The following is a 23,303-nucleotide window of genomic DNA, read 5'->3' on the forward strand; positions in this document are numbered from 1 at the left end:
CCTCGCCACTCGCCCTCACGCTTCGCCAGGGCCGCGGGCGCGCCCGTGCGCGTGGCGCAAGGCGGCGCGTCCGCCAACTGCCGTGCGCAGCACAGGTGTTGCCGTGTCACGGCCGCGCTACGGCGGTGTCCGAGGACACCAAGATCTGGGGCTACGGCGACATCTGCGGCGACGAGAACACCGGTGAGGGCGGCCAGGGCGGCACCCAGTGCACCGAGGCGGAGCTGGAGGCGGCCGCCAAGAAGGGTGTCAGCGCCGAGGTCGTCATCAGCAACGGCATCGCGACCACCATCCGCGACGACCACTGAGCCCTACGCGGCAAGCCCGCACGACAGGTCCTGCGAGGCGACCCGGCACGGCAAGCCCTACGCGGCAGCGCCGGGTCTCCCGTCGGAGGGCGGGGGGCCTTCCCGGTCCCGGTCCCGGTCCGACGTCGGCCAGACGTACGGCAGATCGTCCGGCTCGCCGGGGAAGGACAGGGCGTAGACGTCCGGGTCCTTGCGCAGCAGCGCCGACCGGTGGCTGCGGTGGAAGGCGTCGTCGCCGAGCCAGGGCGGGAGCTCCCCGGCGGCGGCCAGTCCTGCCTGGTCACGAGTCGGCGCGTCGGGGCGGAACGCGGCGAAGTCGGCGACCAGGGTGGCCGCGCAGCTGTCCTGACGGCCCTGCTCGCGCCACACCGCGCAGACCTCCAGGCCGTACCGGACCAGCGCCTCCTCGTACCCCGCCCACATGCGCACGGCGGGATGCCTGCGCCACCCGTACCCCGGCACGATGAGGCCGCGGAGCACCTGCAGCGCCTCGACCCGCTGTTTGCCGAGGCGGCGACGGTCCAGGACCAGCGCGGAGGCCCGGAAGTCGGGATAGGGCAGGAAGGTCTGCATGCCGTCGCCCCCAGTGCGGATCGGAGACGCTCACGGGGTTCTCCCGGGCGCGGTCGTCGCGCCCGGTACCGGGTACCCCCGTTCCGCCGGGTGCAGACCACGCGTCCTGACGCCTCGGCGGCGGGCCAGGTACAGGACGACCGCCGCGTAGAGGACGACCAGCGGGACGTCGACGGCCAGCATCAGCCCGTCCATGTCGGCGGCCGTCTCGTCGCTTTCCAGGCCTCCGGCGATCGCGGCCAGGAAACCCATGGCGAAGAGGTTGTTGAGGACGTGCAGGGCGATCGCGGCTTCGAGGCCGCCCGTGCGGATGGTCAGCAGGCCCGCGACGAGACCGAACACCACCAGGTCGACGAAGCCCCAGGGCGTCCCCCAGCCGTGCGCGGCGGCGAAGAGCACCGCCTGCGGTGTCACCGCGACCCACGGTGAGCGGAACCAGGCGCCGACCGCCTGGGACAGCCAGCCGCGGAAGACGTACTCCTCGGCCGCGGCCTGGAACGGCACGAGCAGACAGACGGTCGCCAGACCGATCAGGAACGGGGACAGCCCGGCCCAGGTCATCTCCTGCCCGCCGCCCTCGGGGGCGGGCAGGAGCAGGGAGCCGCCCAGGATCGCCCCGGACACGGGCAGCGCCACCGCGAGGCACAGCCCCAGCCAGCGCCACCGCAGCGCGCCCGTCACCGACGACACCGTGCCGGCGGGGCGGCGCTGCACCCATCGCGCGGCCAGCAGCACCACCGGGATGCACAGGGCGAGGGAGAGCAGGGCCAGGGCGGTGTCGCCGGTCCCGCCCCAGACGAGGTTGCCGCCGGCGTCGCGGGGACGGTCGAGGACCGCTCCGGCGATCTCGCCGCCGACGAGCACGGCCACGGTGGCGATGATGGCGCCGCCGAGCACCACGGCGGTCCCCAGCAGCGGCCGCCACCACCCGGCGGCCCCGGCCGCCCTCGCCATCCGGTGGTACGGGACGGGCCGCGCCGGGGGCGTCGGTGCCGGGGGCGGGTACCAGAGCGAGGTGGGGATCGGGGTCCCGTGCGGGGCGGGAGGCCGAGACGGATCGTCGACTCCGTGGGTGTGACTCGTCGTCATGTCCCTCAGCATCCCGGTGGGGAACGGCCCCCGCGTCGGCCGTGGGCACGACCCACGTATCCAACCTGGGATAGGGGCGACCCCGACAGCGGGTCGAAAGTATGATCGACGCCATCATGGGGCACCTACGGAACTGGCTGCTGCCCGCGCTGTTGGCGGTTGCACAGCTGTCCTTCTGGCCGGGACTCGCGCTCTCGCGCGGCCAGGCGGTGGAGCCGGCGGCGCTCGCCGTGGGCCCGGCCGTGACCGTGGTGGCCGTCGCCGTACTGGGGGTGCGCCGGCGCTTCCCGGTCGCCGCGGCGCTCGTCATCGACGCCCTGCTGACCGCCGGGCTCGTCGTGCCGGACCGGGCGCTGTTGGCCGCCGCGGTGGCGGGGGTGGTCGCGCTGTACTCGGTGGCGGTGCTGCGTCCCGCCCGGACGGCCGTCCTCGTCGCGTCCGTACTGGTCGCCACGGGAGTGGGCAGGGCCCTGCTGGAGTACGACTCCCCGGTCGACGTGGGCGGCGAGGGCCTGGCGAGTCTCGCGGTCTACGCCGGAACCGTGGGGGCAGGCCGCAGCCGCCGCCGGTGGCTCGCCGGACGGCGGGCGGCCGAACGGGAGCTGGCGCGGGCCGAGGCCGTCCGGGTCACCGCGGCCTCCACGGAACGCCACCGGCTCGCCCGTGAACTGCACGACGTCAGCGCGCACCACCTCACCTCCGTCGTGGTCACCGCGAACGCCGCCCGCCATGTCGGTGACCGCAACCCCCAACTGACCGCCGAAGCACTGCGGTTGGCGGCGGAGGCCGGGCGCGAGACCGTGGCCACGCTCCAGCGGCTGGTCACGATGATGCAGACCTCGGCGGCCGACGAGGAGAGCCCGCTCGCGGAGCGCGTCGCCGAACTCGCGGCGGGATGCGTACGCCTGGGCCAGCGCGTCGACGTGGACATCGCCCCCGGCTCGGCCGACCTGACGGGTCCGGTGGCCGAGGCCGCCTTCGGCATCGCGCGCGAGGCCCTGACCAACACGCTGCGCTACGCCCCCGGCGCGACCGTACGCGTCGTGATCCGTGACGCGGGCGGAACACTGGACGTCCTCGTGGAGGACGACGGAACACCGCCGACACACGCCGCCCCGACGGCGGCCCCCGGCGCCACGACGGCACCCGTCACCACCACCGCACCCGTCACCACCACGGCTCCGGGCACGATCGCCGCCTCGGCCACGGTCGCGTCCCCCGGTTCGGGAACGCGGGCGGTGCGAGGGCTCGGCGGCGGACGGGGGACCGCGGGTATGCGGGACCGGGCCGACGGGCTCGGCGGGACGCTCGTGGCGGGGCCTCGCGCGGACGTTCCCGGCTGGTCGGTGCGGGCGCGGCTGCCGCGCCCTCCGTCGGGAGCCGGGGCCGATGCGTCGTCGCCGCACCGGAGCCGGGCCGACGTGGCGACCGTGCTGGCCCTGACGGCGCTCCCGGTCGTCGCCGTGCTCATCGAGCGGCCCTCCGCCACCGCGACGGCCTGTCTGCCCGCCGTCCTGCACGCGCTGCCGTTGCTGTGGCGGCGCCGGGCACCCTGGACCGTCCTCTTCGCGGTGCTGGCCACCGCCTGGATCCCGCCGGTCGCCCTGGCGTCGGGGCTGCTGCCGTCGGACGTGGCCTGGACGCTGATCGTTGCGGGGGTCTGCGCGGAGGGTGTCGCCCTGCACGCGGTGGCGGTCTTCGCGGGGCCCGCCGGTCGCACCTGGCCGGCGATCGGGCTGGTGGCGGCCGGTCTCGCGTCGACGACGGTCGCACTGGGCGCGCTGGACGGCCCCGAAGCGGCCGGGGCGGACGTCCCGGGCCCCTGGTTCCGCGTCTTCTTCGCCGTCTTCCTCACGCTGCCCCTGGCTCTGCTGACGGCCGGGGTCTGGGGCTCGGGCGTGCTCGTCCGCAGGCGTCGCGAGTACGTCACCCGGCGGGAGGACAGCGCGTTGTCGGCGGTGGTGTGGTCCGCCGTCGTCGAGGCGCACGCCGAGCGGCAGCGGATCGCCGCCGAGTTGCGTCAGGCCGTGCTGCACCACGCGCACGAGGTGACGGCGCACGCCGAACGCCGGGACCTCGACGGCGCCGCGGACCAGGCCAGAGCGGGCCTGGCCGCCATGCGCGAACTCCTGGCCGTACTGAAGGGGACGACCGGCCCCTGACGGGGAACGAGGTGTCAGGGGTGCCCGGTTCAGCCGGCCGACGCAGCCGCCCGGGTCAGCCGCCCGGGTCAGCCGGCCTGTTCGGCGAGCGTGTGGGCGACGAGCGCGTTGGCGTGGCCGTGCCCGAGGCCGTGTTCGCTCTTGAGCCAGGCGACGAGTTCCATGTGTCTGCTCAACGGCGACGACCGGATCAGTTCCTCCCACTCCGCTGTCGGGCGGCCGTACTTCTTCTCGATCGAGGGGAAGTAACTGGCGGGGCCCTTCACAGATGCGGTCATGACGGTCGCGTCCCTTCCTGTCCTGGCCTGTCCAGGCCTGGCCCGCGGTCGTTCTTCGTCCGTCATGACCGGCGCGGGCAGGAGAACTCATCGACCCCCGGGAGTGATCCGGGCCACACCGATCACTTCAGGTCTTCGGCCGTGTAGTAGTCGCTGCCGAGCAGGATGTACTCGTAGTTGGACTTGTCGACGCTGATCGGCTGGAGCAGGTAGGCGGGCACGGCCTTGACGCCGTTCTTGTAGGCGCGCCTGTTGTTCAGCTCGGGGGTCTCGTCGTTGAGGATGTCGTCGGCCATGTTCGCGGCCCTCTCGGCGAGTTGCCGGAGATCCTTGTAGACGGTCTGCGACTGCTCGCCCGCGATGATCGACTTCACCGAGGCCAGTTCGGCGTCCTGGCCCGTGATGACGGGCAGAGGGGTACCGGCGGTGCCGTAGCCGTCCGCCTTCAGCGCGTTGAGGACGCCGATGGAGATGCCGTCGTACGGCGACAGGACCGCGTCGACCTTCTCGGTCCCGTACGACTCGGCGAGGACCTTGGTCATCCGCTTCTGCGCGGTGGGCCCGTCCCAGCGCAGCGTGGTGATCTGGTCCATGTCCGTCTCGCCGGAGCGGACCACCAACTGCTTGTTGTCCAGGTACGGCTGGAGGAGGTGCATCGCGCCGTCGAAGAAGTACTTGGTGTTGTTGTCGTCGGGGGAGCCGGCGAACAGCTCGATGTTGAACGGGCCCTTGCCGTCCTCCAGGCCGAGCTTGTCGATGATGTGACGGGCCTGGAGCCGGCCGACCTGCTCGTTGTCGAAGGAGACGTAGTAGTCGACGTCCTTGGTGCCGAGGATGAGCCGGTCGTAGGAGATCACCGGGATCTCCGCGGCGGCGGCCTTCCTGAGCACCCCGTTGAGGGCCTTGTTGTCGATGGCCGCGACGATGAGCGCGTCGACCCGCTGCTCGACCAGCTTCTCGATCTGCGCGACCTGCTTCTTCGGGTCGTCGTCGCCGTAGACCAGTTCGGTCTTGTACCCCTTGGTCTTCAGGTCGTCGACGACGCTCTTGCCGTCGGTGAGCCAGCGCTCGGAGGCCCGGGTCGGCATCGCGATACCGATCGTGCCGCCCTCGTCGGCCGCCACGCCTTCCTCGCCGCCACAGGCGGACACGGTGAGAGCGAGGGAGGTCGCTCCGGCGAGGGCCGCGAGGACGGCTCTTCGGTTGCGCATGATGATCTTTTCCCGTTCTGGTCGTCGTGGGCAGGATGACGGCGCGCCGGATGACCGTGGGAGGGCGACGGAGCGGATCGGGCGGCCCCGGGGAACATCCGCTCGGCTGCCGGGCGGACCGCGCGGGGCCGCCGAGGTCGTCGGAGCTCGCCGTGCACCGGCTTTTCCGACCCCGCTGCCGGGGCACGCCGCCCTGCGGGTCGGGCCGTGTCACGGCACGCCGACCACGTGGGGGGCTGATTCCGGTGATACGCGGGCACGTGCCTTTCAACCGTTCGAAATCTCGTCACATGGTCGGAACGTTGGCGAGACATTAGGAGCGGATGTGCGGGGTGTCAACGGAACGAACACGAATGGTTGCAGAGACGTGAGATACGGGTGGTGCGGGAGGTGCGGTGCGCCGTCGGGGCGGCGCACCGGTGCCGTACTGCCGCCTTGCTGGTGAAATCGCAGGTCAGGGGCGGTAGGCGGCACGGTTGTGGTACGTGACCTTGCCGACGGGGAGCTTGGTGGGGGCGAAGAGCTGGTCGACCGTGACGAAGTGGAAGCCGCGGGCCTTGAGGGCCTTGATGATGCCCGGCACCGCGTCGACCGTCGTCCGGTGGATGTCGTGCATGAGGACGATGTCACCGGGCCTGGTCTCCGCGTTGACGTACTTGATGAGCCGGGCCGAGTCCTTGTACTTCCAGTCGAGGGTGTCGACGCTCCAGTGCACCAGCGGCCGCCCGGCGGCCGAGCGGACGGTGGCGTTGTGGGCGCCGTAGGGGGCGCGGAAGGTGGTGGGCTTCTTGCCGGTCGCCTGCTTGATCGCCGTGTCCGTGCGGGAGAGCTGCGACTTGACCTTCGCGGCGCTGAGCTTGGTCAGGTTCGCGTGGTCCCAGCTGTGGTTGCCTATCTGGTGGCCGGCCTGCGCCGCGGCGCGCACCGTCGCCGGGTTCTTCTGGACGTTCGTGCCGACGGCGTAGAACGTCGCTCTGACGTTCCGTTCGTTCAGGAGGCCCAGCAGCCGCTGGGTGTCCTTGACCGGCCCGTCGTCGAAGGTCAGGGCGACGCACTTCACCTTGCGGCAGTCGACGGCCTGCGGGGCGGCGGAGGCGGACGTGACGGTGCCGACGAGCGAGGTGGCACACAGGGCTGTGGTGACGGCCGAGATGACGAGGCGACGTTGCATCGGGTCCTCCGGTGGCGGTGAACTTCCCTCTGAACTCCCCTTGCGGGCAGCGGACTTCCCTGTAAGACGCACACGGCGCGGGCTTGGATGTACGCGAGGGGCAGCACGATTCGGAGAGGTTCGCACCGCTTCGGGCGGGCGGACTCCCGGCCCCTGATCCACCCCCTCGCGATCCGGCCCGGGGCCGCCCCCGCCACCCCCGGCTCGCACCCTGGGACGTGCCACAACTGGCGCTGTTTAGAGGGGAGTTGCGAGGGGAGGAAAGGGTCGGGACAGGGGCGGGGTGGTCGTGTGAAGTGGCGTCGTCGGCCGAAGTCCGGCACCTCCGCGGACGGTACGGAGCCGGAGCCCACACCCGCGCACCGCACGGGCCCGGACGACGAGGACGCCGACGCGGGTCTCGGACGGCGCGTGGGCGAGCTGTTCTCCGAGGCGCAGGTGCGGATGCTCGAAGGACGGCCCGCCGAGGCCGTGCCGCTCCAACAGGAGGCCCGGCGCCTCACGTACCTCCTGGCCGACCGGCACCCGGACGACCGGGGGCCCCGGCGGATGCTCGGCAGCCTGCTGTACGGCCTGGGCTCGACGCTGACCGGCGCGGGCCGGCCGGACCAGGCACTCGACGTGCTCACGGAGTGCGCCCGCGTCTACGAGGGACTCGCCGGGGCCGGCGAGCCCGGCACGGCGCCGCTCCTCGCCGACGTCCAGGCCCGCAGGGCCCAGGCGCTGACCCGGCTGGGGCACGGCGTGTCCGCCGTCGTCGAGTCGGACGGGGCGGTGATGACCTACCTCGGCCTCGGCGCCGACGCCGGCGACAGCCCCCTGAACCTGGACCTCGCCCGGGTGCTCAGCATGCACGCGGGTGTGCTGTACGAGTACGGCGACCGGGACCTCGCCGTCTGCGCGGCGGACTGGGCCGTCCGGTACTACCTCGCCAAGGCCGAGGCCGTCAACGCCGGTCCGCCCGCCGAGTCCTTCACGCACGGGCGGTATCTGCGGCAGGCCGCCGGTGTCGCGGCGCGGGTCCACACCGAGCAGGGCAGGCCCGAGATCGCCCTCGCCGCCGGTGCGACGGAGGTGCACACCGCGCGGGTCGCGGCCCTGCCGGACGGGCCGGGCGACCGCGCCGACCTGGCGTCGGCCCTCACCCGCCACGGGCTCGACCTCCGCGTCGCGGGCCGTACGGCCGAGGGCAACGCCCTCCTGAGGGAGGCCCGCGGAATCGACTCCGCCGTCGAGGCCGCCGCCACCCGGGAGTGGCAGTCCCTGACCGGCCGGGCCGCCGGACACGGGACCGGGCGGCCGCCCACGTCCTACTCCGCCGCGATCACCGCCGCGAGCCGCGTGCTCGGCGAGGACGAGGTGCCGTCGATCCTGCGCGACCTCGCCTTCGACCCGGCGGCCGGGGCCACGACCGTGACGCCCTCGCTGCGCTGCCGGTCGCAGAGCGCGCCCGCCCTCGCGACCCTGCTCGCCGACGTCGCCGTCCGGCTGCTGCGCGATCCGGACCCGTCGGCCGCGCCGGCGGCGCGCGTCCTGGGACGCGAGGCGCACTGTCTGTTCGCCTCGGCCTCCCGGGAGGAGGCGACGGAGATGCGCCGGCGGTTCCGCGAGTTCGGGGGCACCTGGGCGCGGATGCTGCTCGCGCTGCTCCCCGCGTTCGAGACGGGTCCCGGGGGTGCGGCGCTCGCCGAGGACCTGACGGGCCGGCTGGGCGACGTCGCGGCGGAACTGCAGCCGTTCACCCTCGTCGACGGGGCGACCCGCCGCCTGGTCGAGGAGTGCGCCGCCCTCATCGAGCGCCGGGGCCGTTGACGGCCGTCCGGCGCGACAGGGCGGCCGGGGAACGGCGCGCGGCACATCCGTGCATCTGCGGCACATCCGTATACGTGCCGGGTACACCCTTGCCGGGAACTCAGGACCTCACGGGCGTACGCGCCTGCCACGCGGCCCGCTCCACCGCCGCCCACGGCCCCGCCTCGTCCCTCGAACTCGACGACGAGAACGGGAACGGGGCCGGGGCCGGGGCCGAGGCCGGGCGCCACGTCGCGGTGCTCACGCGGTTCGGATTCGTGGGCGAGCCGCTGCACGGGGCGTGGGAGCACTTGACGGCATCCCTGCCGGACGCGTGGCAGCCCGGCGAAAGGCCGGCCGACCCTGCGGTACGGGGCCGTCCTTCCGCCCCCCCCTGGCGGGAGGACGGCCCCGGCACCTTTCCGGTGGCCGTCCGGTCAGTACAGCTTGTTGACGGCCGTGGTCGTGGTCTTCTTGAAGGCGGCCACGGGCGCGCCGGTGAAGTCGCCCATCTGTCCCCACTGAACGACGGTGACGGTCCTGCCGTCGCGTCCCACCGACAGCAGGGCGACGTCGGTGGCGCCCCAGGACGTCTCGGTGTTCACGCCACGGACGTGGGCGCCCTCCTCGACCGGCAACGTGCCGAAGTCCCGCCCCTCGGCGTCGACGTCGGGCGAGGCCGCCTCCAGTCGGTCGGCGCAGGTGCGGATCAGGTCGTCGTAGTGCTTCGCCAGGGCCTTGGCCTGGCCGGCCGAGCCCGTCACGACGGTCAGCTGCACGGCGTTGGTGTCCAGGTCGGTGCGGAACTCGCGGTGCCGGTAGTCCCAGTCGAGCACGCCCTCCGTGCTCACGCAGACGCCGAGCGCCTCCGGGAACCCCTCGGTGACCGGCCCGGCGGTCCAGGACGACGTCGGGTGCGGAGGCAGCTGGGACGCCGACAGGAACTTGGGCGCGGCCGCCTTCGTCGCGGCGCCCGCCGCCGGAGCCGTCAGGACCGTACCCGCCGCGAGGGCGGCGACGGCCAGTGCGGTGAGAGCGCTCGTACGGATACGCATGGACATGGGTGTTCCCCCGTGAATGAGTGAGTGGTGCGTGGACATGGATGCCCCGACGGGGCCGGCTGGTCGGCCCGGCCCTGGTCGGTGCGACACCAAGAGCATCAGCGGTCACGACGGCCGGGCGCAACAGCCGACGGCCCATCGAGCGCCATGGAACCATCCCAGCCCCTCTGACCTGCGGTTACATGGGGTGCCTGGGATACGGTCCGGGCCGCGTGGGGCCGTACGAGGACGGGGGGACCAGCGTCAGCGGAGGACGACGAGATCGGCGAGGCGGCAAGTTCACGGCGCGGCCACGGACACCGAAGGAGCACACGGGCCGCAGCCATGACTCGCCGACAGTTCAGCCCAGACGGCGTTGCCCCTAGGCCGGTACACCGCGATCCGCCTCACCGAATGCCTCGCTGACGCCCTGCGCGTAGCCGAGTCACATGGCATGCGATTGCCCCTGCCGGATGTGGACCCGGCCCCGGCAAGGCAGGGGCACGCAGCGTTGCCCGCGCCCTGCGGCGGCCGAGACCATCGCCCTCCGACCGCCGGTCAACGCGCGGTACGGGCCGCTTCGGGGGCCGTGGTCCCGGCGTCGGCCGCGGCGCTCTCCGCCGCGCTCGCGATGTTCCGCGCCATCCCGCCGAAGACAGCCGCATGGAAGGGGGCGACGCCCCACCAATACACATGCCCCGCCAGGCCGTGCGGATGGAACAGGGCGCGCTGCCGATAGACCGTCCGGCCCTGCTCGTCCCGGTCGACGGTCATCTCCAGCCAGGCCAGGCCCGGCAGCCGCATCTCCGCGCGCAGCCGGAGCAGCCGGCCCGGCTCGATCTCCTCCACCCGCCAGAAGTCGAGGCTGTCGCCGATCCGCAGCCGGGCGGCGTCCCGGCGGCCCCGGCGCAGTCCGACCCCGCCGACCAGCCGGTCCGCCCAGCCGCGCAGGGACCAGGCCACGGACGAGGAGTACCAGCCGTTCTCGCCGCCGATCGCCTCCACCACCCGCCACAGCGTCCGCGGCGGGGCCGCGACCGTGCGCTCGCGGTGGTCGCAGTAGAGGCTGCCGCCCGTCCAGTCGGGGTCCGTCGGCAGCGGATCGCTCGGGGCGCGGGGTGTCGCGGCGGAGGACCACCGGGTCGCCACGTCCGCGTCCCGTACGCGCCGCAGGGCCAGCGCGATCGCCCGGTCCAGGCCGACCGGCCCCTCCGGCGGGTCGGGCACGTACCGGACGATGTCCCGCTCGCCGCACACCACCTCGTGCTTCAACGACTCGACGAGCGGGCGCGCGAGAGGGCCCGGCACCGGGGTGACCAGCCCGACCCAGAGACTGGACAGCCGTGGGGTGAGCGGCGGCACGGGCACGATGACCCGCTTCGGCAGCTCCGCGACGGCCGCGTACCGCCGCATCATCTGCTCGTACGTGACGACGTCCGGCCCGCCGATGTCGAAGGTCCGGTTCACGTCCTCCGGCAGCCCCGCGCAGCCGACGAGGAGGCGGAGCACGTCCCGGACGGCGATCGGCTGGATACGGGTGCGCACCCAGCGCGGGGTCACCATCACGGGCAACCGTTCGGTGAGATGGCGGAGCATCTCGAACGAGGCCGAACCCGACCCGATGATCACGGCGGCACGGAGCACGGCGGTCGGCACACCCGAGTCCAGCAGCACCCGGCCGACCTCGGCGCGGGACCGCAGATGCGGCGAGAGCTCGTCTTCGGGGACTCCGGCGGGGGTCAGTCCGCCGAGGTAGACGATCCGCCGGACACCGGCGGCGCGCGCCCGCTCACCGAAGATCCGGGCCGCGCGCCGGTCGGTCTCCTCGAAGCCCCGGCCGGTGCCCAGCGCGTGCACGAGGTAGTACGCGACGTCCACGCCCTCCATGGCCGCGCCCACGGACTCCCCGTCGGTCACGTCCCCCCGCACGACCTCCACCCGCCCGGCCCACGGATGATCCCGCAACTTCTCGGGCGACCGGGCCAGACACCGCACCGCGTACCCGGCGTCCAGCAACTCGGGCACCAGCCGGCCGCCGATGTACCCGGTGGCTCCGGTGACCAGACAGAGCGGGGGGCGGTCGTCACCCGCCACACGGTCGGTCGCATGAGTGACATGAGTCGTACGGGTCGCACGGGTCGTGTTCATACGGGCACCGGCCTCTGTCGCGGCTCCCCCGGCCCATGCTCAGCGCCCCACACGGGCACCGCAACCTCGGGTGGGCTCCCGGATGTCGATCACGACGGCTTCCTGCTGCCACGCCGCGTAACGATCGTCGGGGTTTCCTCCCGGCGAGCGCGATCGATTGGCCCCCGGGACACCACGCCCCGCCCCACCCCTCCCCACGCTGTTGACTACGCTGGGCGAGAGGCATCCATAACGGGGCAAGAATGAGCAAGATCAGGCAAATCTCCCTAAGGAGCCGAACATGGGTCTCGGCGTCGGCCTTTCGGCCGTGAAACGTAGGTCCCTCGGTCGGGCGGGCGCGGCAGCCGTGGTCGCCGTCGGCCTCGTCCTGACCGGGGCGTGTGGCGGCGGGGGCGGGGAGAGCGGCAGCGGAGGTGACAGCCTCACCGTCGGCGTGCTGCTCCCGGGCGGCGGAGCCTCCCGCTTCGGGCAGTTCGACAGACCCCTGATCGAGAAGCGGCTCAAGGAGCTGTGCCCCGACTGCCCGGCGGCGACCGTCGCCGCCACGGCCGAGCCGGCCGTCCAGCGGCAGCAGCTCGACGCCATGATCACCAAAGGCGTCGATGTCCTGATCGTCGCCGCCGTCGACCCCAAGGCGCTGCGCTCGTCGGTCGAGGCCGCCGACCGGGCCGACATCCCGGTCGTCGCCTACGACCGGCTCGCCCAGGGTCCCATCTCCGGCTACGTCACCTTCGACGGCGACGCCGTCGGCAAGCTCCAGGCCGAAGAACTGCTGAAGGCCATGGGAGACAAGGCGGACGGCGGGCAGATCGTCATGATGAACGGCGCGACCACCGACCCCAACGCCGGCTGGTACAAGCGCGGAGCGCTCTCCGTCCTGGAGGGCGAGGTGAAGATCGGCAAGTCGTACGACACCGTCGGCTGGCGGCCGGAGAACGGCTACGTCAACATGAGCGGCGCCATCTCCGCCCTCGGCGCGGAGAACATCGACGGCGTCCTGGCCGCCAACGACAGCCTCGCCGGCGCCGTGGTCTCCGCCCTCAACGCCAGCGCGGTACGGCCTCTGCCGCCGGTCACCGGCCAGGACGCCGACCTCGCGGCCATCCAGCGCATCGTCCAGGGCAGCCAGCACATGACCGTCTACAAGCCGTTCGAGCCGGCGGCCGACGCCGCCGCCGAGATGGCCGTCGCGCTGGGGCGCGGCGAGTCGGTCGACTCCATCGCCACCGGCACCGTCGACAGCCCCACCGACGAGGACATCCCGGCGGTCCTCCTCCCGTCGGTCGCGGTGACGGTCGACAACATCGAGGAGACTGTGGTCAAGGACGGTATGCACACCATCGACCAGATCTGCACCCCGAAGCTCCGGCCCGCGTGCGACCGGGCCGGGCTCGGCACATGAGCCTCGTCGACCTCATGAGCCCCTAGCTCGTCGACCTCATGAGCCGCATCAGTTCGTCGACCTCATGAGCCGCATCAGGCTGATGGGCCGCACCAGGCTGATGAGCCCCCTCACCCGCGACCAGGAGGTGACCCGGTGGTCCAGCCGCTGCTGGCGTTGCGCGGCGTCTCGAAGCGTTTCGCCGCCGTCCACGCGCTGGTGGACGTCGAACTGGAGATCAGGGCCGGTGAGGTGGTCGCCCTGGTCGGCGACAACGCCGCCGGGAAGTCCACGCTGGTCAAGGTGATCTCGGGGGTCGGTCCCCCCGACAGGGGCGTCATCGAGTGGGAGGGCGAGCCCGTCCAGATCAAACGCCCCCAGGACGCCCAGGACCTCGGGATCGCGGCCGTCTACCAGGACCTCGCGATGTGCGGCCACCTCGACGTCGTCGGCAACCTCTTCCTCGGCCGGGAGATCCACCGCTTCGGCGTCCTCGACGAGGTGGAGATGGAGCGCCGGACCCGTGAGCTGCTGCGCACCCTCTCCATCCGCATCCCCGACGTACGCGTCCCGCTCGCCACGCTGTCCGGCGGTCAGCGGCAGGTCGTCGCGATCACCCGCTCGTTCGTGAGCGCGCCCAGGCTGCTGCTGCTCGACGAGCCGACCGCCTCGCTCGGTCTGGAACAGACCAACCAGCTCCTCGACCTCATCGAGGAACTGCGCGACCGGGGCACCGGAGTGCTTCTCATCAGCCACAACATGGGGGACATCAAGGCCGTCGCCGACCGGATCGCCGTCCTGCGCCTCGGCCGCAACAACGGCCTCTTCAACGTCAGCACGACCTCCCAGGAACAGATCATCTCCTCCGTCACCGGCGCGGTGGACAACACGGCGGGCCACCCCACGACCGACCCGGAGGAGACATGGCCGTGAGGGGGAACGGAGAGGGTAGCTCCCGTGAAGGGGGCTCGCAGGACGACGCGCACCGGTCGCACGCCGGGCGGCGGTCACGCTCCGGGCGCCGGTGGTACGCCGGGCGTCGGCCGCACACCGGGCGGCGGTCGCACGCCGGGCCGCGGTGGTACGGCGAGCGCCCCCACGCGTACGCGCACGCCGTGCGCCGCAGGGTGCACGAGGGCGAGCTCGGCCCGGTGCCGGCGCTCCTCGCCCTCGCCGTGACCTGGATCGTCTTCCAGAGCCTCAACGAGAACTTCCTCTCCCCGCGCAACCTCTCCGTCCTCAGCGTCGAGATCGTGGGCACCGGTCTGGTCGCCGTCGGCGTCGTGTTCGTCCTGCTGATCGGCGAGATCGACCTCTCGGTGGGTTCGCTGGCCGGCCTCTCCGGCGCCCTGTTCGCCGCGCTGAACGTGAACCACGGCGTGCCGGAGGGGTTCGCCGTGCTCGTCGCGGTGGCCTGCGGCGCGGCGGCCGGGGCGTTCCACGGGTTCGTGTTCACCAAGATCGGCGTGCCCGCCTTCGTCGTCACCCTGGCGGGCCTGCTGGCCTGGAACGGCCTGATGCTCTACCTCCTGGGGCCGGAGAGCTCCATCAGCTTCAGCGACGACGGCCTGGTCGGCCGGCTGACCAGCCGCTCCTTCGGCTCCGCCGCCGTCACCTACGGCCTGGCGGCGCTCGGCCCGCTCGCGTACCTCCTCCTCTGCCACCGCGACCGCAGACGCCGTCGCGCGGCGGGGATGCCGTACCGGGCGAGGGGAGAGATCTGGGTCCGGACGGCTCTGCTCGCGCTGGCCTCGTTCGCCACCGTCGCCGTCCTGGACCGCTTCGAGGGTCTTCCGCTGGCGCTGCTGATGTTCCTCTGCGTCATCATCGCCTCGGACCTCTTCCTCCGGCGCACGGTCTACGGCCGTCAGGTCCTCGCGCTGGGCAGCGGCGTGGAGGCGGCCCGGCGGTCCGGCGTCGACGTGGCGCACGTACGGATCGCGGTGTTCGTGGTGTCGGGGACCCTGGCGGCGGTGGGCGGTCTGTTCGTCGCGTCCCGGCTCACCTCGGCGACCCAGGTCCCGGGCTCCGGGATGCTGCTCATCAACGCCATCGCCGCCGCCGTCATCGGAGGCACCAGCCTCTTCGGCGGCCGGGGCTCGACCTGGTCCGCCCTGCTCGGGGTGCTGATCATCCAGTCGATCGCCTCGGGCATGGCCCTGCTGGGCGTCCAGCCGGCCGTCCAGTTCATGATCACCGGCGGGGTGCTGCTCGTCGCCGTGGTCTTCGACTCCCTCGCCCGCCGCGCGGCGGAGACACGGGGGCGGGCCTGACTCAGTCCGCAGCCCGGTCACCCATCCGCAGCACGAGCCGCAGGGTCTCGGTCAGGACGGCCGTGGGGACGGTCGGGTCGGCGACGCGCTGGACGCCGAGCCCTATCCCCAGGCTGAGGAGGGTCATCGCGGCGCGGTCGGCGGGCATCGCCGGACGGACGCCCAGTTCCAGGGCCAGCGCGTCGAGCAGCTGGGCGAGGGCGCCGCGGATCACGGCCACTCGCGTCATGATCTCCCGCCGCAGCTCGTCGTCGTGCCGCGCGCTGGTGAGGAACTCGACCTCCAGCGTGGTCCAGGCCTCGTCGCCGATGTGCTCCTCGGCCCAGGTGGCGAAGGCCGCCAGCCGGTCCTCGGTCCCGGCTTTGCCCATGACGGCGTCCGTGAGCAGCGCCAGCTGCTCGGCCCGGATGTCGTCGAGGGCGGCGAGGCACAGATGGTCCTTGCTGCGGAAGTTCGAGTAGACGGCGCCCTTGGAGTAGCCAGCCGTCTCGGCCACGTCGCTGAGCGAGGTGGCCGCGTAGCCGTGGGAGAGGAACAGCTGCCGCGCGGTGGCGACCAGCCGCTCACGCGTCCGTTCCTGACTCTCGACGCGGCTGAGGCGGGCCATGTCTCGCTCCCTCTCCAGGTGGCTCGGAGTCCCCGGATCCTATCCCTGCCGGAGGCTGTCCAAGGAATTCGGATACCAGTAGTATCCGGATCTCATCGGTATCTGGATCGGTATCCGGATTCCCCTGGTACCCGAGCCTCCGGACTGGATGTGAACGCGATGACCGCCCCGAGCCCGCGCCCCAGCCCTCGCGAGAACACGCCGCCCACGACACCCTCCCGAGGACTCGTACTGGGGTGCGGCGGCACGCTCGGCGCGGCCTGGACGGTCGCCGCCCTGCACGCGCTGCGGCAGGCCACCGACTGGGATCCGCGCGAGGCCGACGTCCTCGTGGGCACCTCCGCCGGGGCCGAGGTGGCGGCGCTGCTCGGCTCGGGCGTCGGCGTCGAGGGCCTGCTGGCCGCGCAGCTGGGCCGCCCGGACGCCCGCCCCGAACTCCTCCGGCACTTCGCCACCCCGCCCCGGGCGCTCCCGCCCCGGCCCGCGGCCTTCCTCGGATCACCCCGGCTCGCCCGGCACGCCCTGCGCGGCACCGCCCCCGTCGTGGCCGGGCTGTCCGGCCTGCTGCCCCAGGGCCGCGGCGACAACCGCCGGCTGGCCGCCCTCGCCGACTCCCTCGCACCCGCCGGACGGTGGGTGCGGCACCCGGCGACCTGGCTGGTGGCGACCGACTTCGACACGGGCCGCCGTACGGTCTTCGGGCACCCCGACACGCGCCCGGCCGCACTGCGGGACGCGCTCCGGGCGTCCTGGGCGGTGCCGGGCTGGTTCCCGCCCGTGCGCATCGGGGGCCGGCGGTACGCCGACGGCGGCATCCTCTCCACCGCCTCCGCCGACCTGCTCGTCCCGAGCGGACTCGACGAGGTGTACGTCGTCGCGCCGATGAGCTCCCGCTCCCCCGGCCCGCGCCGGGGGCTCGGCCGGGCGGAGGGGCTGCTGCGCCGGGTGATGACCCGCACGCTCGACGCGGAGTGCGCCGCGCTGCGGGCGACGGGCACCCGGGTGGTCCGGATCGAGCCCGACGCAGCCGACCTGGAGGTGATGGGCGGCAACTTCATGGACCACCGACGCCGCCTGACGGTCCTGGAGAGCGCCCTGCGCACGACACGCGCCCACGTCCGCGAGGCCCTCGGCGAAGCCGCCCGCGCCGCCGTCCCCACCGTCGACGCCCGGACGACAGGAGCCTGAGATGCCGCACTCCGAGAACCCCGGGAACCGCGAGCGTCACGAGAACCGCGAGCGTCACGAGAACACCGAATCCCGCGGGACCCCCGGGCCCGCCGAGACCCCCGGGGCAGCCGCGACCGCCGACCGCACGGCCGGGGCTGTGGTCCGGGAGACCCGCCACGTAGAGGCGCTGATCATCGGCAGCGGCCTCTCCGGCATCGGCGCGGCCGTCAAGCTGCGCGAGGCGGGGGTGCGGGACCTGGTCCTCGTCGAGAAGGCGGACGACCTGGGCGGCACCTGGCGGGACAACACCTACCCGGGCTGCGCCTGCGACGTGCCCTCCGCCCTCTACTCGTACTCCTTCGCGCCCAACCCGGAGTGGACCCGGGCCTTCGCCGGGCAGCCCGAGATCCGCTCCTACCTCCGCGACACCGCCGCCGCGTACGGCATCACACCGCTGATCCGCTACGGCACCGAGGTCACCCGGGCGCAGTGGCACCCCGGCGAGGCCCGCTGGCACGTCGAGACCGGCCGCGACACCTATACGGCCCGCTTCCTGATCTCGGCGGCCGGGCCCTGGCACGAACCGCTGCTCCCCGACATACCCGGCCTCGCCGACTTCCCCGGCGAGGTCTTCCACTCCTCGCGCTGGCGCCACGACGTCGACCTCACCGGCGCCCGGGTTGCCGTCGTCGGCAGCGGCGCCTCGGCCGTGCAGTTCGTGCCGGCGATCCAGCCGCGCGTCGGCCGGCTGCACCTGTTCCAGCGCACCGCCCAGTGGGTGCTGCCCAAGCCCGACCACACGGTGCCACGGGCCGAACGCCGGTTGCTGCGCAGCGTCCCCGGGGCCCAACGGGCGCTGCGCGGGGCGGAGTACGCGGCGCTGGAGGCCCTCGGGGTCGGCTTCCGCCATCCGGCTCTCCTGCGCGCCGTGCAGAAGGTGGGCACGCTGCACCTCCGGGCCACCGTCAAGGACCCCCATCTGCGGCGGGCGCTGACCCCCGACTACACCCTGGGCTGCAAGCGGCTCCTCCTTTCCAACACCTACTACCCGGCCCTGACCAGGCCCAACGTCACCGTGCACGCGACGGCGGTGAAGGCCGTCGAGGGCCGCCGCGTCCTCGGCGCCGACGGCAGCCGCGCGGACGTCGACACGATCGTCCTGGGCACCGGCTTCCACATCCTCGACATGCCCATCGGCCGACGGGTGTTCGACGCCGACGGCGTCAGCCTCGACGACCACTGGAAGGGCAGCCCGGACGCCTATCTCGGCACCACCGTCAGCGGCTTCCCCAACGCGTTCGTCCTCCTCGGACCACACCTCGGCACCGGGCACTCCTCGGCGTACGCGGTCCTCGAAGCCCAACTGGCGTACGTGGCGGGCGCGGTACGGCACTTCCGCGCGGCGGGCTGGACCAGCATGGACGTACGCCCCGAGGTGCAGGCCGCGTTCGGCGCCGAGGTCCGCCAGGCCCTGCCGTCCACCGTCTACAACGCGGGCGGCTGCTCCAGCTACTACCTCGACGTCAACGGCGTGAACAGCTTCAGCTGGCCCTGGTCCACGGGCCGGATGCGCCGACGCCTGGCACGGTTCGACCCCGAGGCCTACGACGCCTGGGAAGCCTAGGACGCCTGTGCCGCCCATGCCGCCTACGACGTCACGGGCGCCGTCGGCCGAGGCCGCGACCCGATGGCCGCGATCAGGAAGGACACCCCGGTGGTCACGGCGATCGTCCCCAGCATCACCATCGTGACGCCGATGACGTAGAGGCCGCTGGCGTCGTCGGACCAGTCGTAGAAGGAGGCCACGGTCAGACCGGCCGTGGTGCCGACCACCGCGCCCGCGATGTGCCGCCGGGACGCCGCCCAGTACACCGGCACCAGCAGGGTCAGCACCAGACCGAGCACCTGCCACGCCTCGTACGGGCCGGTCGACGAACCGTCAGGAAGCAGATCACGCCGCTGGTCCGAGCCCAGCCAGAGGGCCCACAGGGCCAGGGCGGACGCGGCCGTCACGAGGGCCGGCCGCAGCTGGGACCAGCTCTTGAAGGGGTGCTGGAGTCGTTGGCTCATGTGCCCAGACTCCCGGCGCGGCCCCGCGCCCGGCAGAGCACAAGTACTCAGCCGCACCCGAGTACATGAGCGACCGGGGTCCCACCGCACCGCCGCCGAGCGCCCCCTAAGCGGGTGAAGCCCGGTCCCGTTCTCCCGGTGCGGGGCATGGATGAAGCCCCCGGCCCCACCCGGCCGAGTCGGCGGACACGAGCGCTGGAGTTGAGCGATGAACGCGATGAAGCAGAGCCATGAGACGGGGCCGAGGCCCGAGACGCGGCAGAGGCCCGATCGGAACGACCCCACCGGCAACCGCACCCACCACATCCCGGTCCTCGTCGTCGGGGGTTCCCTCGTCGGCCTGTCGACCTCGGTGTTCCTGGGCCGCCTGGGGGTGCCGCACACCCTGGTGGAGCGGCACGCCGGCACCTCCATCCACCCGCGCGGCCGGGGCAACAACGTCCGCACGATGGAGCTGTTCCGGACGGCCGGCGTCGAGCCGGGCATCCGCCGGGCCGCCGCCACCCTGTCCGGCAACCACGGCATCCTCCAGACGCCCACCCTCGTCGGCGACGCGGGCGAGTGGCTCTTCAAGGAGATCGACGCGGGCGGCGGACTCGCCCGGTTCAGCCCCAGTTCCTGGTGCCTGTGCAGCCAGAACGACCTGGAGCCGGTGCTGATCGAGCACGCCGAACGACTCGGCGGCGACCTGCGCTACAACACCGAACTGCTGTCGTTCGAGAGCGACTCCTCCGGTGTCACCGCGATCGTCAAGAGCCGCGAGACCGGTGAGCACACCACCGTCCGCGCCGACTACCTCGTCGCCGCAGACGGCCCCCGCAGCCCGATCCGCGAGCAGCTCGGCATCGGCCACAGCGGCCCCGGCGACCTGTTCCACAACGTCAGCGTCACCTTCCGCTCCCGCGGCCTGGCCGAGGTCGTCGGCGACCGTCTCTTCATCGTCTGCTACCTGACGAACCCCGAGGCCGACGGGGCTCTGCTGCCCGTGGACAACCGGGAGAACTGGGTCTTCCACCTGCCCTGGCACCCCGAACACGGCGAATCCCTGGAGGAGTTCACCGAGGAGCGGTGCGTCGAGCACATCCGCCGCGCGATCGGGGTGCCGGATCTCGACGTCGAGATCACCGGCAAGGCCCCCTGGCACGCCGCCCAGCGCGTCGCCCGCAGCTACCGCTCGGGACGGGTCTTCCTGGCCGGCGACTCGGCCCACGAGATGTCCCCCACCGGGGCCTTCGGCTCCAACACCGGTATCCAGGACGCCCACAACCTCGCCTGGAAGCTGGCGGCGGTGCTCGGCGGCTGGGCCGGGGAGGGCCTGTTGGACACGTACGACGCCGAGCGCCGCCCGGTGGCGGAGGCGACCAGCGCCCGTGCCGCCGCCCGGTCCGTGGAGCACAGCCACCCCGGCTTCGCACCGGCCCCCGGCGTCGGCGGTGGCGGCGGCCCGCAGCGCGGCATCCTCAACGTGGCCCTCGGCTACCGCTATCCGCAGGGCGCCGTCCTCGGCACCGACCCCGGGTCCGCGGTCGTCCCGGAACGCCTGGACCTGTCCGGCGCACCGGGCAGCAGGGCGCCCCACATGGCGGTACGGCACCGGGGTGAACACATCTCCACGCTGGACCTCTACGAGCGCTCGCTCGTCCTGCTCAGCGACGCCGACGCCCCAGCCACTGCCGGTGCCGGTGCCGGTGCCGACGGTGAGTGGCACGAGGCCGCCCTCCGGCTGGCCGAGGAGATGTCCGTCCCCCTGACCTCGTACCGGGTCGGCGACGGCCCCGCCGCCGACCTGACGCCCGCGGGCGACGCGGACTGGGCGGCGGTCCACGGGACGGCCCCCGGCGGCGCCGTACTCGTCCGGCCCGACGGATTCGTGGCCTGGCGGGCGCCCGGTCCGGTCCCGGACGCCGAGGCGGCGCTGCGGGAGGTCCTGACCACGCTGCTGGCGAAGGCCTGAGCCCGTCTCCCGTGAACTCGCCCGGCGGACGGGCGGGTTCACCCGAGTGAACCTCTTGAGTGGTGGGGGCGCGACGACTGTCTGACGGTTGATCACGTCGGGGGCGGGTCATCACAGCTGACGAGGTGTCGGCTGCCCGCCCGTCGGCGGAAGGATCGTCAGATGCGCTCAGTTCGTATGCTCATGGCCACCGCGGCGGCCTCGGCCCTCCTCGCGCTCGGCGCGCCCGTCGCGTACGCGTCCGGGGGCTGGGACGGCACGGACTCCTCCTCCAGCGGGGAGCACGACAAGGGGCAGGACAAGACCGCCTCCGGCAACGCCGGGCAGGACGAGGGGTCCTGGAGCGGGAAGCAGGACGGCGGTTCCTGGAGCGGCAAGCAGGAGAACGGCTCCCACGGCGGTGGCCAGGACGAGGAGTCCTGGGGCGGCAAGCACGAGAAGCCCAGCGGTGGGATGCACACCGGCGGTGGCGGCCTCGCCGCCCCGGCCGTGACCGCGGGCGGGCTGGCCGTCCTGGCCGTCGCCGGGACCGGCCTGTACGCGGTGCGCCGCAAGAAGACCGCCACAAGCGTGGCCTGATCGTGCCGGGCCCGATAGCCGCGTGACCGGCCGCGCCGCCGCACGACGGCCCGGCCGGTCACGGCGAGACCTGCGGTCGGCAGCACCCCCCTCCGCGGCCCCGTCACCCGCCCGGACCCCCATCACCCGCCCGGTGGACCGGTCACCCGCGCAGTGCATACGAGTCGCGCGCCCGCAGGGCCGGGCTCAGGATCGAGGCACGCCGACGTCACGCCGATCGGGCCGACGTTCGCCCTTCTCTGCCCCCCACCGAGGAGATGTGCGCAGGATGACCACCACGTCCGAACGTGTTTCCGAGTCACGGAAGCGACAGGTGTCGCAGCGTGTCTCCCAGTCCGTCTTCGACGGCTCCCGGCTCCGTGTCGTCCTCCTCGTGGACGTCTACGACGGTGCCCAGCAGCAGTTCCTGGAGGCGTACGAGCAGCTGTGCAACCAGGTCGCGTCCGTCCCCGGACACGTCAGCGACCAGCTGTGCCAGTCCATCGAGAACCCCTCCCAATGGCTCATCACCAGCGAGTGGGAGAGCGCCCCGCCCTTCCTCACCTGGGTGAACAGCGAGGAACACGTGCAGATGGTGAAGCCGCTGCACAACTGTGTCCGCGACACCCGCTCGCTGCGCTTCCACATCGTCCGCGAGACCGGCGGCCCGGCGGTGGAGGCCGAGGCCGGCGAGCGCCGTCTGCAGCCCTCGCCCCGCATCGGCGACGGCCTGATCCGGCACGCGCTCACCTTCACCGTCAAGCCGGGCAGCGAGGAGAAGGTCGCCAGGATCCTCGCCGACTACGCCGCTCCGGAGCCCCGGGTCGACGACACCACCCGGCTGTGCCGCACCTCCCTGTTCATGCACGGCAACCGGGTGGTCCGCGCCGTCGAGGTGCGGGGCGACCTGCTGGCAGCGCTGCGGCACGTCGCCCGGCAGCCCGAGGTACGGGCGGTCGAGGAGGCCCTCAACCCCTATCTGGAGCAGGACCGGGACCTCGACGACCCCGACTCGGCCCGGGTCTTCTTCACCCGTGCGGCGCTGCCCGCCGTCCACCATGTGACGGCCGGCCAGGAGAGCCCGGACGCCGTACGGCACGCGCTGTACTACCCGGCCCGTGAGGGCTGCGGGCTACGGCTGGCCGAGCTGCTCGCCCGGCAGGACGAGGCGGCGGCGGACGACCCGCGGGGCCCGGTGCTGCGCAGCACGATCTTCCAGCGCGACGACATCGTGGTGCGGCTGGTCGACGTACGCGGCGGCCTCGACGCCGACCCGGGCCCCGTGCTCGGGCTCACCGACCGCGCCCGCGCGGCCGAGCTGACGGCGCTCCTGGACGGCGACGCCCTCGGCACGGACGGCTCGCCGCAGGACGCCGCCCCCGCCCGGCTGCTCACGGTCGCCCGCATGGACCTCGTCACCGACCGCCGGGCGCCCGACGCCTGAACCCCCCTTGCCGCACTGCGCCCTGTCGCACTGCCTCTTGCCGATGCAGCCCCTGTCCGACGCAGCTCACGTTCG

The 23,303-nt window shown here is 73.2% G+C and carries 20 protein-coding genes; 11 read left to right on the forward strand and 9 right to left on the reverse strand.

Going from position 1 to position 23,303, the window contains the following annotated elements; all coding sequences use genetic code 11:
• The first annotated feature begins 125 nt into the window (after positions 1-125).
• Positions 126-308 carry a hypothetical protein gene (locus K1J60_RS20665; protein WP_259407823.1) on the forward strand — a complete coding sequence of 61 codons (183 nt, stop codon included), beginning with the start codon at positions 126-128 and terminating at the stop codon, positions 306-308.
• 57 nt (positions 309-365) lie between these two features.
• Here the strand turns inward: K1J60_RS20665 and K1J60_RS20670 are convergent, their stop codons facing one another.
• Both K1J60_RS20670 and K1J60_RS20675 read right to left on the reverse strand, forming a co-directional pair.
• Positions 366-881, reverse strand: coding sequence for an MSMEG_6728 family protein (locus K1J60_RS20670; RefSeq protein ID WP_220647504.1), 516 nt, complete (start codon positions 879-881; stop codon positions 366-368).
• A gap of 30 nt (positions 882-911) precedes the next feature.
• Complete coding sequence (locus K1J60_RS20675) at positions 912-1,970, reverse strand: CPBP family intramembrane glutamic endopeptidase (RefSeq protein ID WP_259407824.1); 1,059 nt, start codon at positions 1,968-1,970, stop codon at positions 912-914.
• Positions 1,971-2,086: 116 nt separating this feature from the next.
• On the opposite strand from K1J60_RS20675, the gene K1J60_RS20680 reads away from it, so the two are divergent.
• Positions 2,087-4,132 carry a sensor histidine kinase gene (locus K1J60_RS20680; protein WP_220647505.1) on the forward strand — a complete coding sequence of 682 codons (2,046 nt, stop codon included), beginning with the start codon at positions 2,087-2,089 and terminating at the stop codon, positions 4,130-4,132.
• 68 nt (positions 4,133-4,200) lie between these two features.
• Here K1J60_RS20680 and K1J60_RS20685 read toward each other — a convergent pair whose 3' ends face one another.
• The 3 genes from K1J60_RS20685 to K1J60_RS20695 all read right to left on the reverse strand — a co-directional run bounded on the left by K1J60_RS20685 (position 4,201) and on the right by K1J60_RS20695 (position 6,792).
• A complete protein-coding gene (locus K1J60_RS20685) occupies positions 4,201-4,410 on the reverse strand; it encodes a DUF4287 domain-containing protein (RefSeq protein WP_220647506.1) in 210 nt (69 codons plus the stop codon).
• Between the two features lie 122 nt (positions 4,411-4,532).
• Positions 4,533-5,621 (reverse strand): multiple monosaccharide ABC transporter substrate-binding protein, encoded by a 1,089-nt coding sequence (gene chvE / locus K1J60_RS20690; protein WP_220647507.1) that lies wholly within the window; start codon positions 5,619-5,621, stop codon positions 4,533-4,535.
• 454 nt (positions 5,622-6,075) lie between these two features.
• Complete coding sequence (locus K1J60_RS20695) at positions 6,076-6,792, reverse strand: polysaccharide deacetylase family protein (protein WP_220647508.1); 717 nt, start codon at positions 6,790-6,792, stop codon at positions 6,076-6,078.
• A 291-nt stretch (positions 6,793-7,083) separates the two neighbouring features.
• On the opposite strand from K1J60_RS20695, the gene K1J60_RS20700 reads away from it, so the two are divergent.
• On the forward strand, positions 7,084-8,604 hold the full coding sequence (locus tag K1J60_RS20700; RefSeq protein ID WP_220647509.1) for a tetratricopeptide repeat protein: 1,521 nt from the start codon (positions 7,084-7,086) through the stop codon (positions 8,602-8,604).
• Positions 8,605-9,020: 416 nt separating this feature from the next.
• Here the strand turns inward: K1J60_RS20700 and K1J60_RS20705 are convergent, their stop codons facing one another.
• Positions 9,021-9,644 carry a hypothetical protein gene (locus K1J60_RS20705; protein WP_220647510.1) on the reverse strand — a complete coding sequence of 208 codons (624 nt, stop codon included), beginning with the start codon at positions 9,642-9,644 and terminating at the stop codon, positions 9,021-9,023.
• A 537-nt stretch (positions 9,645-10,181) separates the two neighbouring features.
• Complete coding sequence (locus K1J60_RS20710) at positions 10,182-11,771, reverse strand: SDR family oxidoreductase (protein WP_220647511.1); 1,590 nt, start codon at positions 11,769-11,771, stop codon at positions 10,182-10,184.
• Between the two features lie 280 nt (positions 11,772-12,051).
• On the opposite strand from K1J60_RS20710, the gene K1J60_RS20715 reads away from it, so the two are divergent.
• The 3 genes from K1J60_RS20715 to K1J60_RS20725 all read left to right on the forward strand — a co-directional run bounded on the left by K1J60_RS20715 (position 12,052) and on the right by K1J60_RS20725 (position 15,425).
• Entirely contained in the window at positions 12,052-13,173 is a 1,122-nt protein-coding gene (locus K1J60_RS20715) for a sugar ABC transporter substrate-binding protein (RefSeq protein WP_220647512.1), read from the forward strand.
• A 135-nt stretch (positions 13,174-13,308) separates the two neighbouring features.
• Positions 13,309-14,085 carry an ATP-binding cassette domain-containing protein gene (locus K1J60_RS20720; RefSeq protein ID WP_259407825.1) on the forward strand — a complete coding sequence of 259 codons (777 nt, stop codon included), beginning with the start codon at positions 13,309-13,311 and terminating at the stop codon, positions 14,083-14,085.
• Positions 14,086-14,267: 182 nt separating this feature from the next.
• Positions 14,268-15,425 (forward strand): sugar ABC transporter permease, encoded by a 1,158-nt coding sequence (locus K1J60_RS20725; protein WP_220647513.1) that lies wholly within the window; start codon positions 14,268-14,270, stop codon positions 15,423-15,425.
• 1 nt (position 15,426) lies between these two features.
• Here the strand turns inward: K1J60_RS20725 and K1J60_RS20730 are convergent, their stop codons facing one another.
• Positions 15,427-16,032, reverse strand: a complete 606-nt coding sequence (locus K1J60_RS20730) for a TetR/AcrR family transcriptional regulator (RefSeq protein ID WP_220647514.1) — start codon at positions 16,030-16,032, stop codon at positions 15,427-15,429.
• Positions 16,033-16,191: 159 nt separating this feature from the next.
• On the opposite strand from K1J60_RS20730, the gene K1J60_RS20735 reads away from it, so the two are divergent.
• Positions 16,192-17,220 carry a patatin-like phospholipase family protein gene (locus tag K1J60_RS20735; protein WP_220647515.1) on the forward strand — a complete coding sequence of 343 codons (1,029 nt, stop codon included), beginning with the start codon at positions 16,192-16,194 and terminating at the stop codon, positions 17,218-17,220.
• A 1-nt stretch (position 17,221) separates the two neighbouring features.
• Positions 17,222-18,826, forward strand: coding sequence for a flavin-containing monooxygenase (locus K1J60_RS20740; protein ID WP_259407826.1), 1,605 nt, complete (start codon positions 17,222-17,224; stop codon positions 18,824-18,826).
• Between the two features lie 23 nt (positions 18,827-18,849).
• On the opposite strand, the gene K1J60_RS20745 is transcribed toward K1J60_RS20740, so the two are convergent.
• The gene (locus K1J60_RS20745; RefSeq protein ID WP_220647516.1) at positions 18,850-19,272 is read right to left on the reverse strand and encodes a hypothetical protein; all 423 of its coding nucleotides are present in this window, start codon (positions 19,270-19,272) and stop codon (positions 18,850-18,852) included.
• A 217-nt stretch (positions 19,273-19,489) separates the two neighbouring features.
• Between K1J60_RS20745 and K1J60_RS20750 the strand changes: the two genes are divergently transcribed.
• The 3 genes from K1J60_RS20750 (at position 19,490) to K1J60_RS20760 (ending at position 23,228) form a co-directional block, all read left to right on the forward strand.
• Entirely contained in the window at positions 19,490-21,226 is a 1,737-nt protein-coding gene (locus tag K1J60_RS20750) for an FAD-dependent oxidoreductase (protein WP_220651586.1), read from the forward strand.
• A 162-nt stretch (positions 21,227-21,388) separates the two neighbouring features.
• Positions 21,389-21,805 carry a hypothetical protein gene (locus tag K1J60_RS20755; RefSeq protein ID WP_220647517.1) on the forward strand — a complete coding sequence of 139 codons (417 nt, stop codon included), beginning with the start codon at positions 21,389-21,391 and terminating at the stop codon, positions 21,803-21,805.
• A 268-nt stretch (positions 21,806-22,073) separates the two neighbouring features.
• Complete coding sequence (locus K1J60_RS20760; protein ID WP_220647518.1) at positions 22,074-23,228, forward strand: SchA/CurD-like domain-containing protein; 1,155 nt, start codon at positions 22,074-22,076, stop codon at positions 23,226-23,228.
• The last annotated feature ends 75 nt before the right edge of the window (positions 23,229-23,303 follow it).

The organism is Streptomyces akebiae, assembly GCF_019599145.1.
GTDB classification, from domain to species: Bacteria; Actinomycetota; Actinomycetes; order Streptomycetales; family Streptomycetaceae; genus Streptomyces; species Streptomyces akebiae.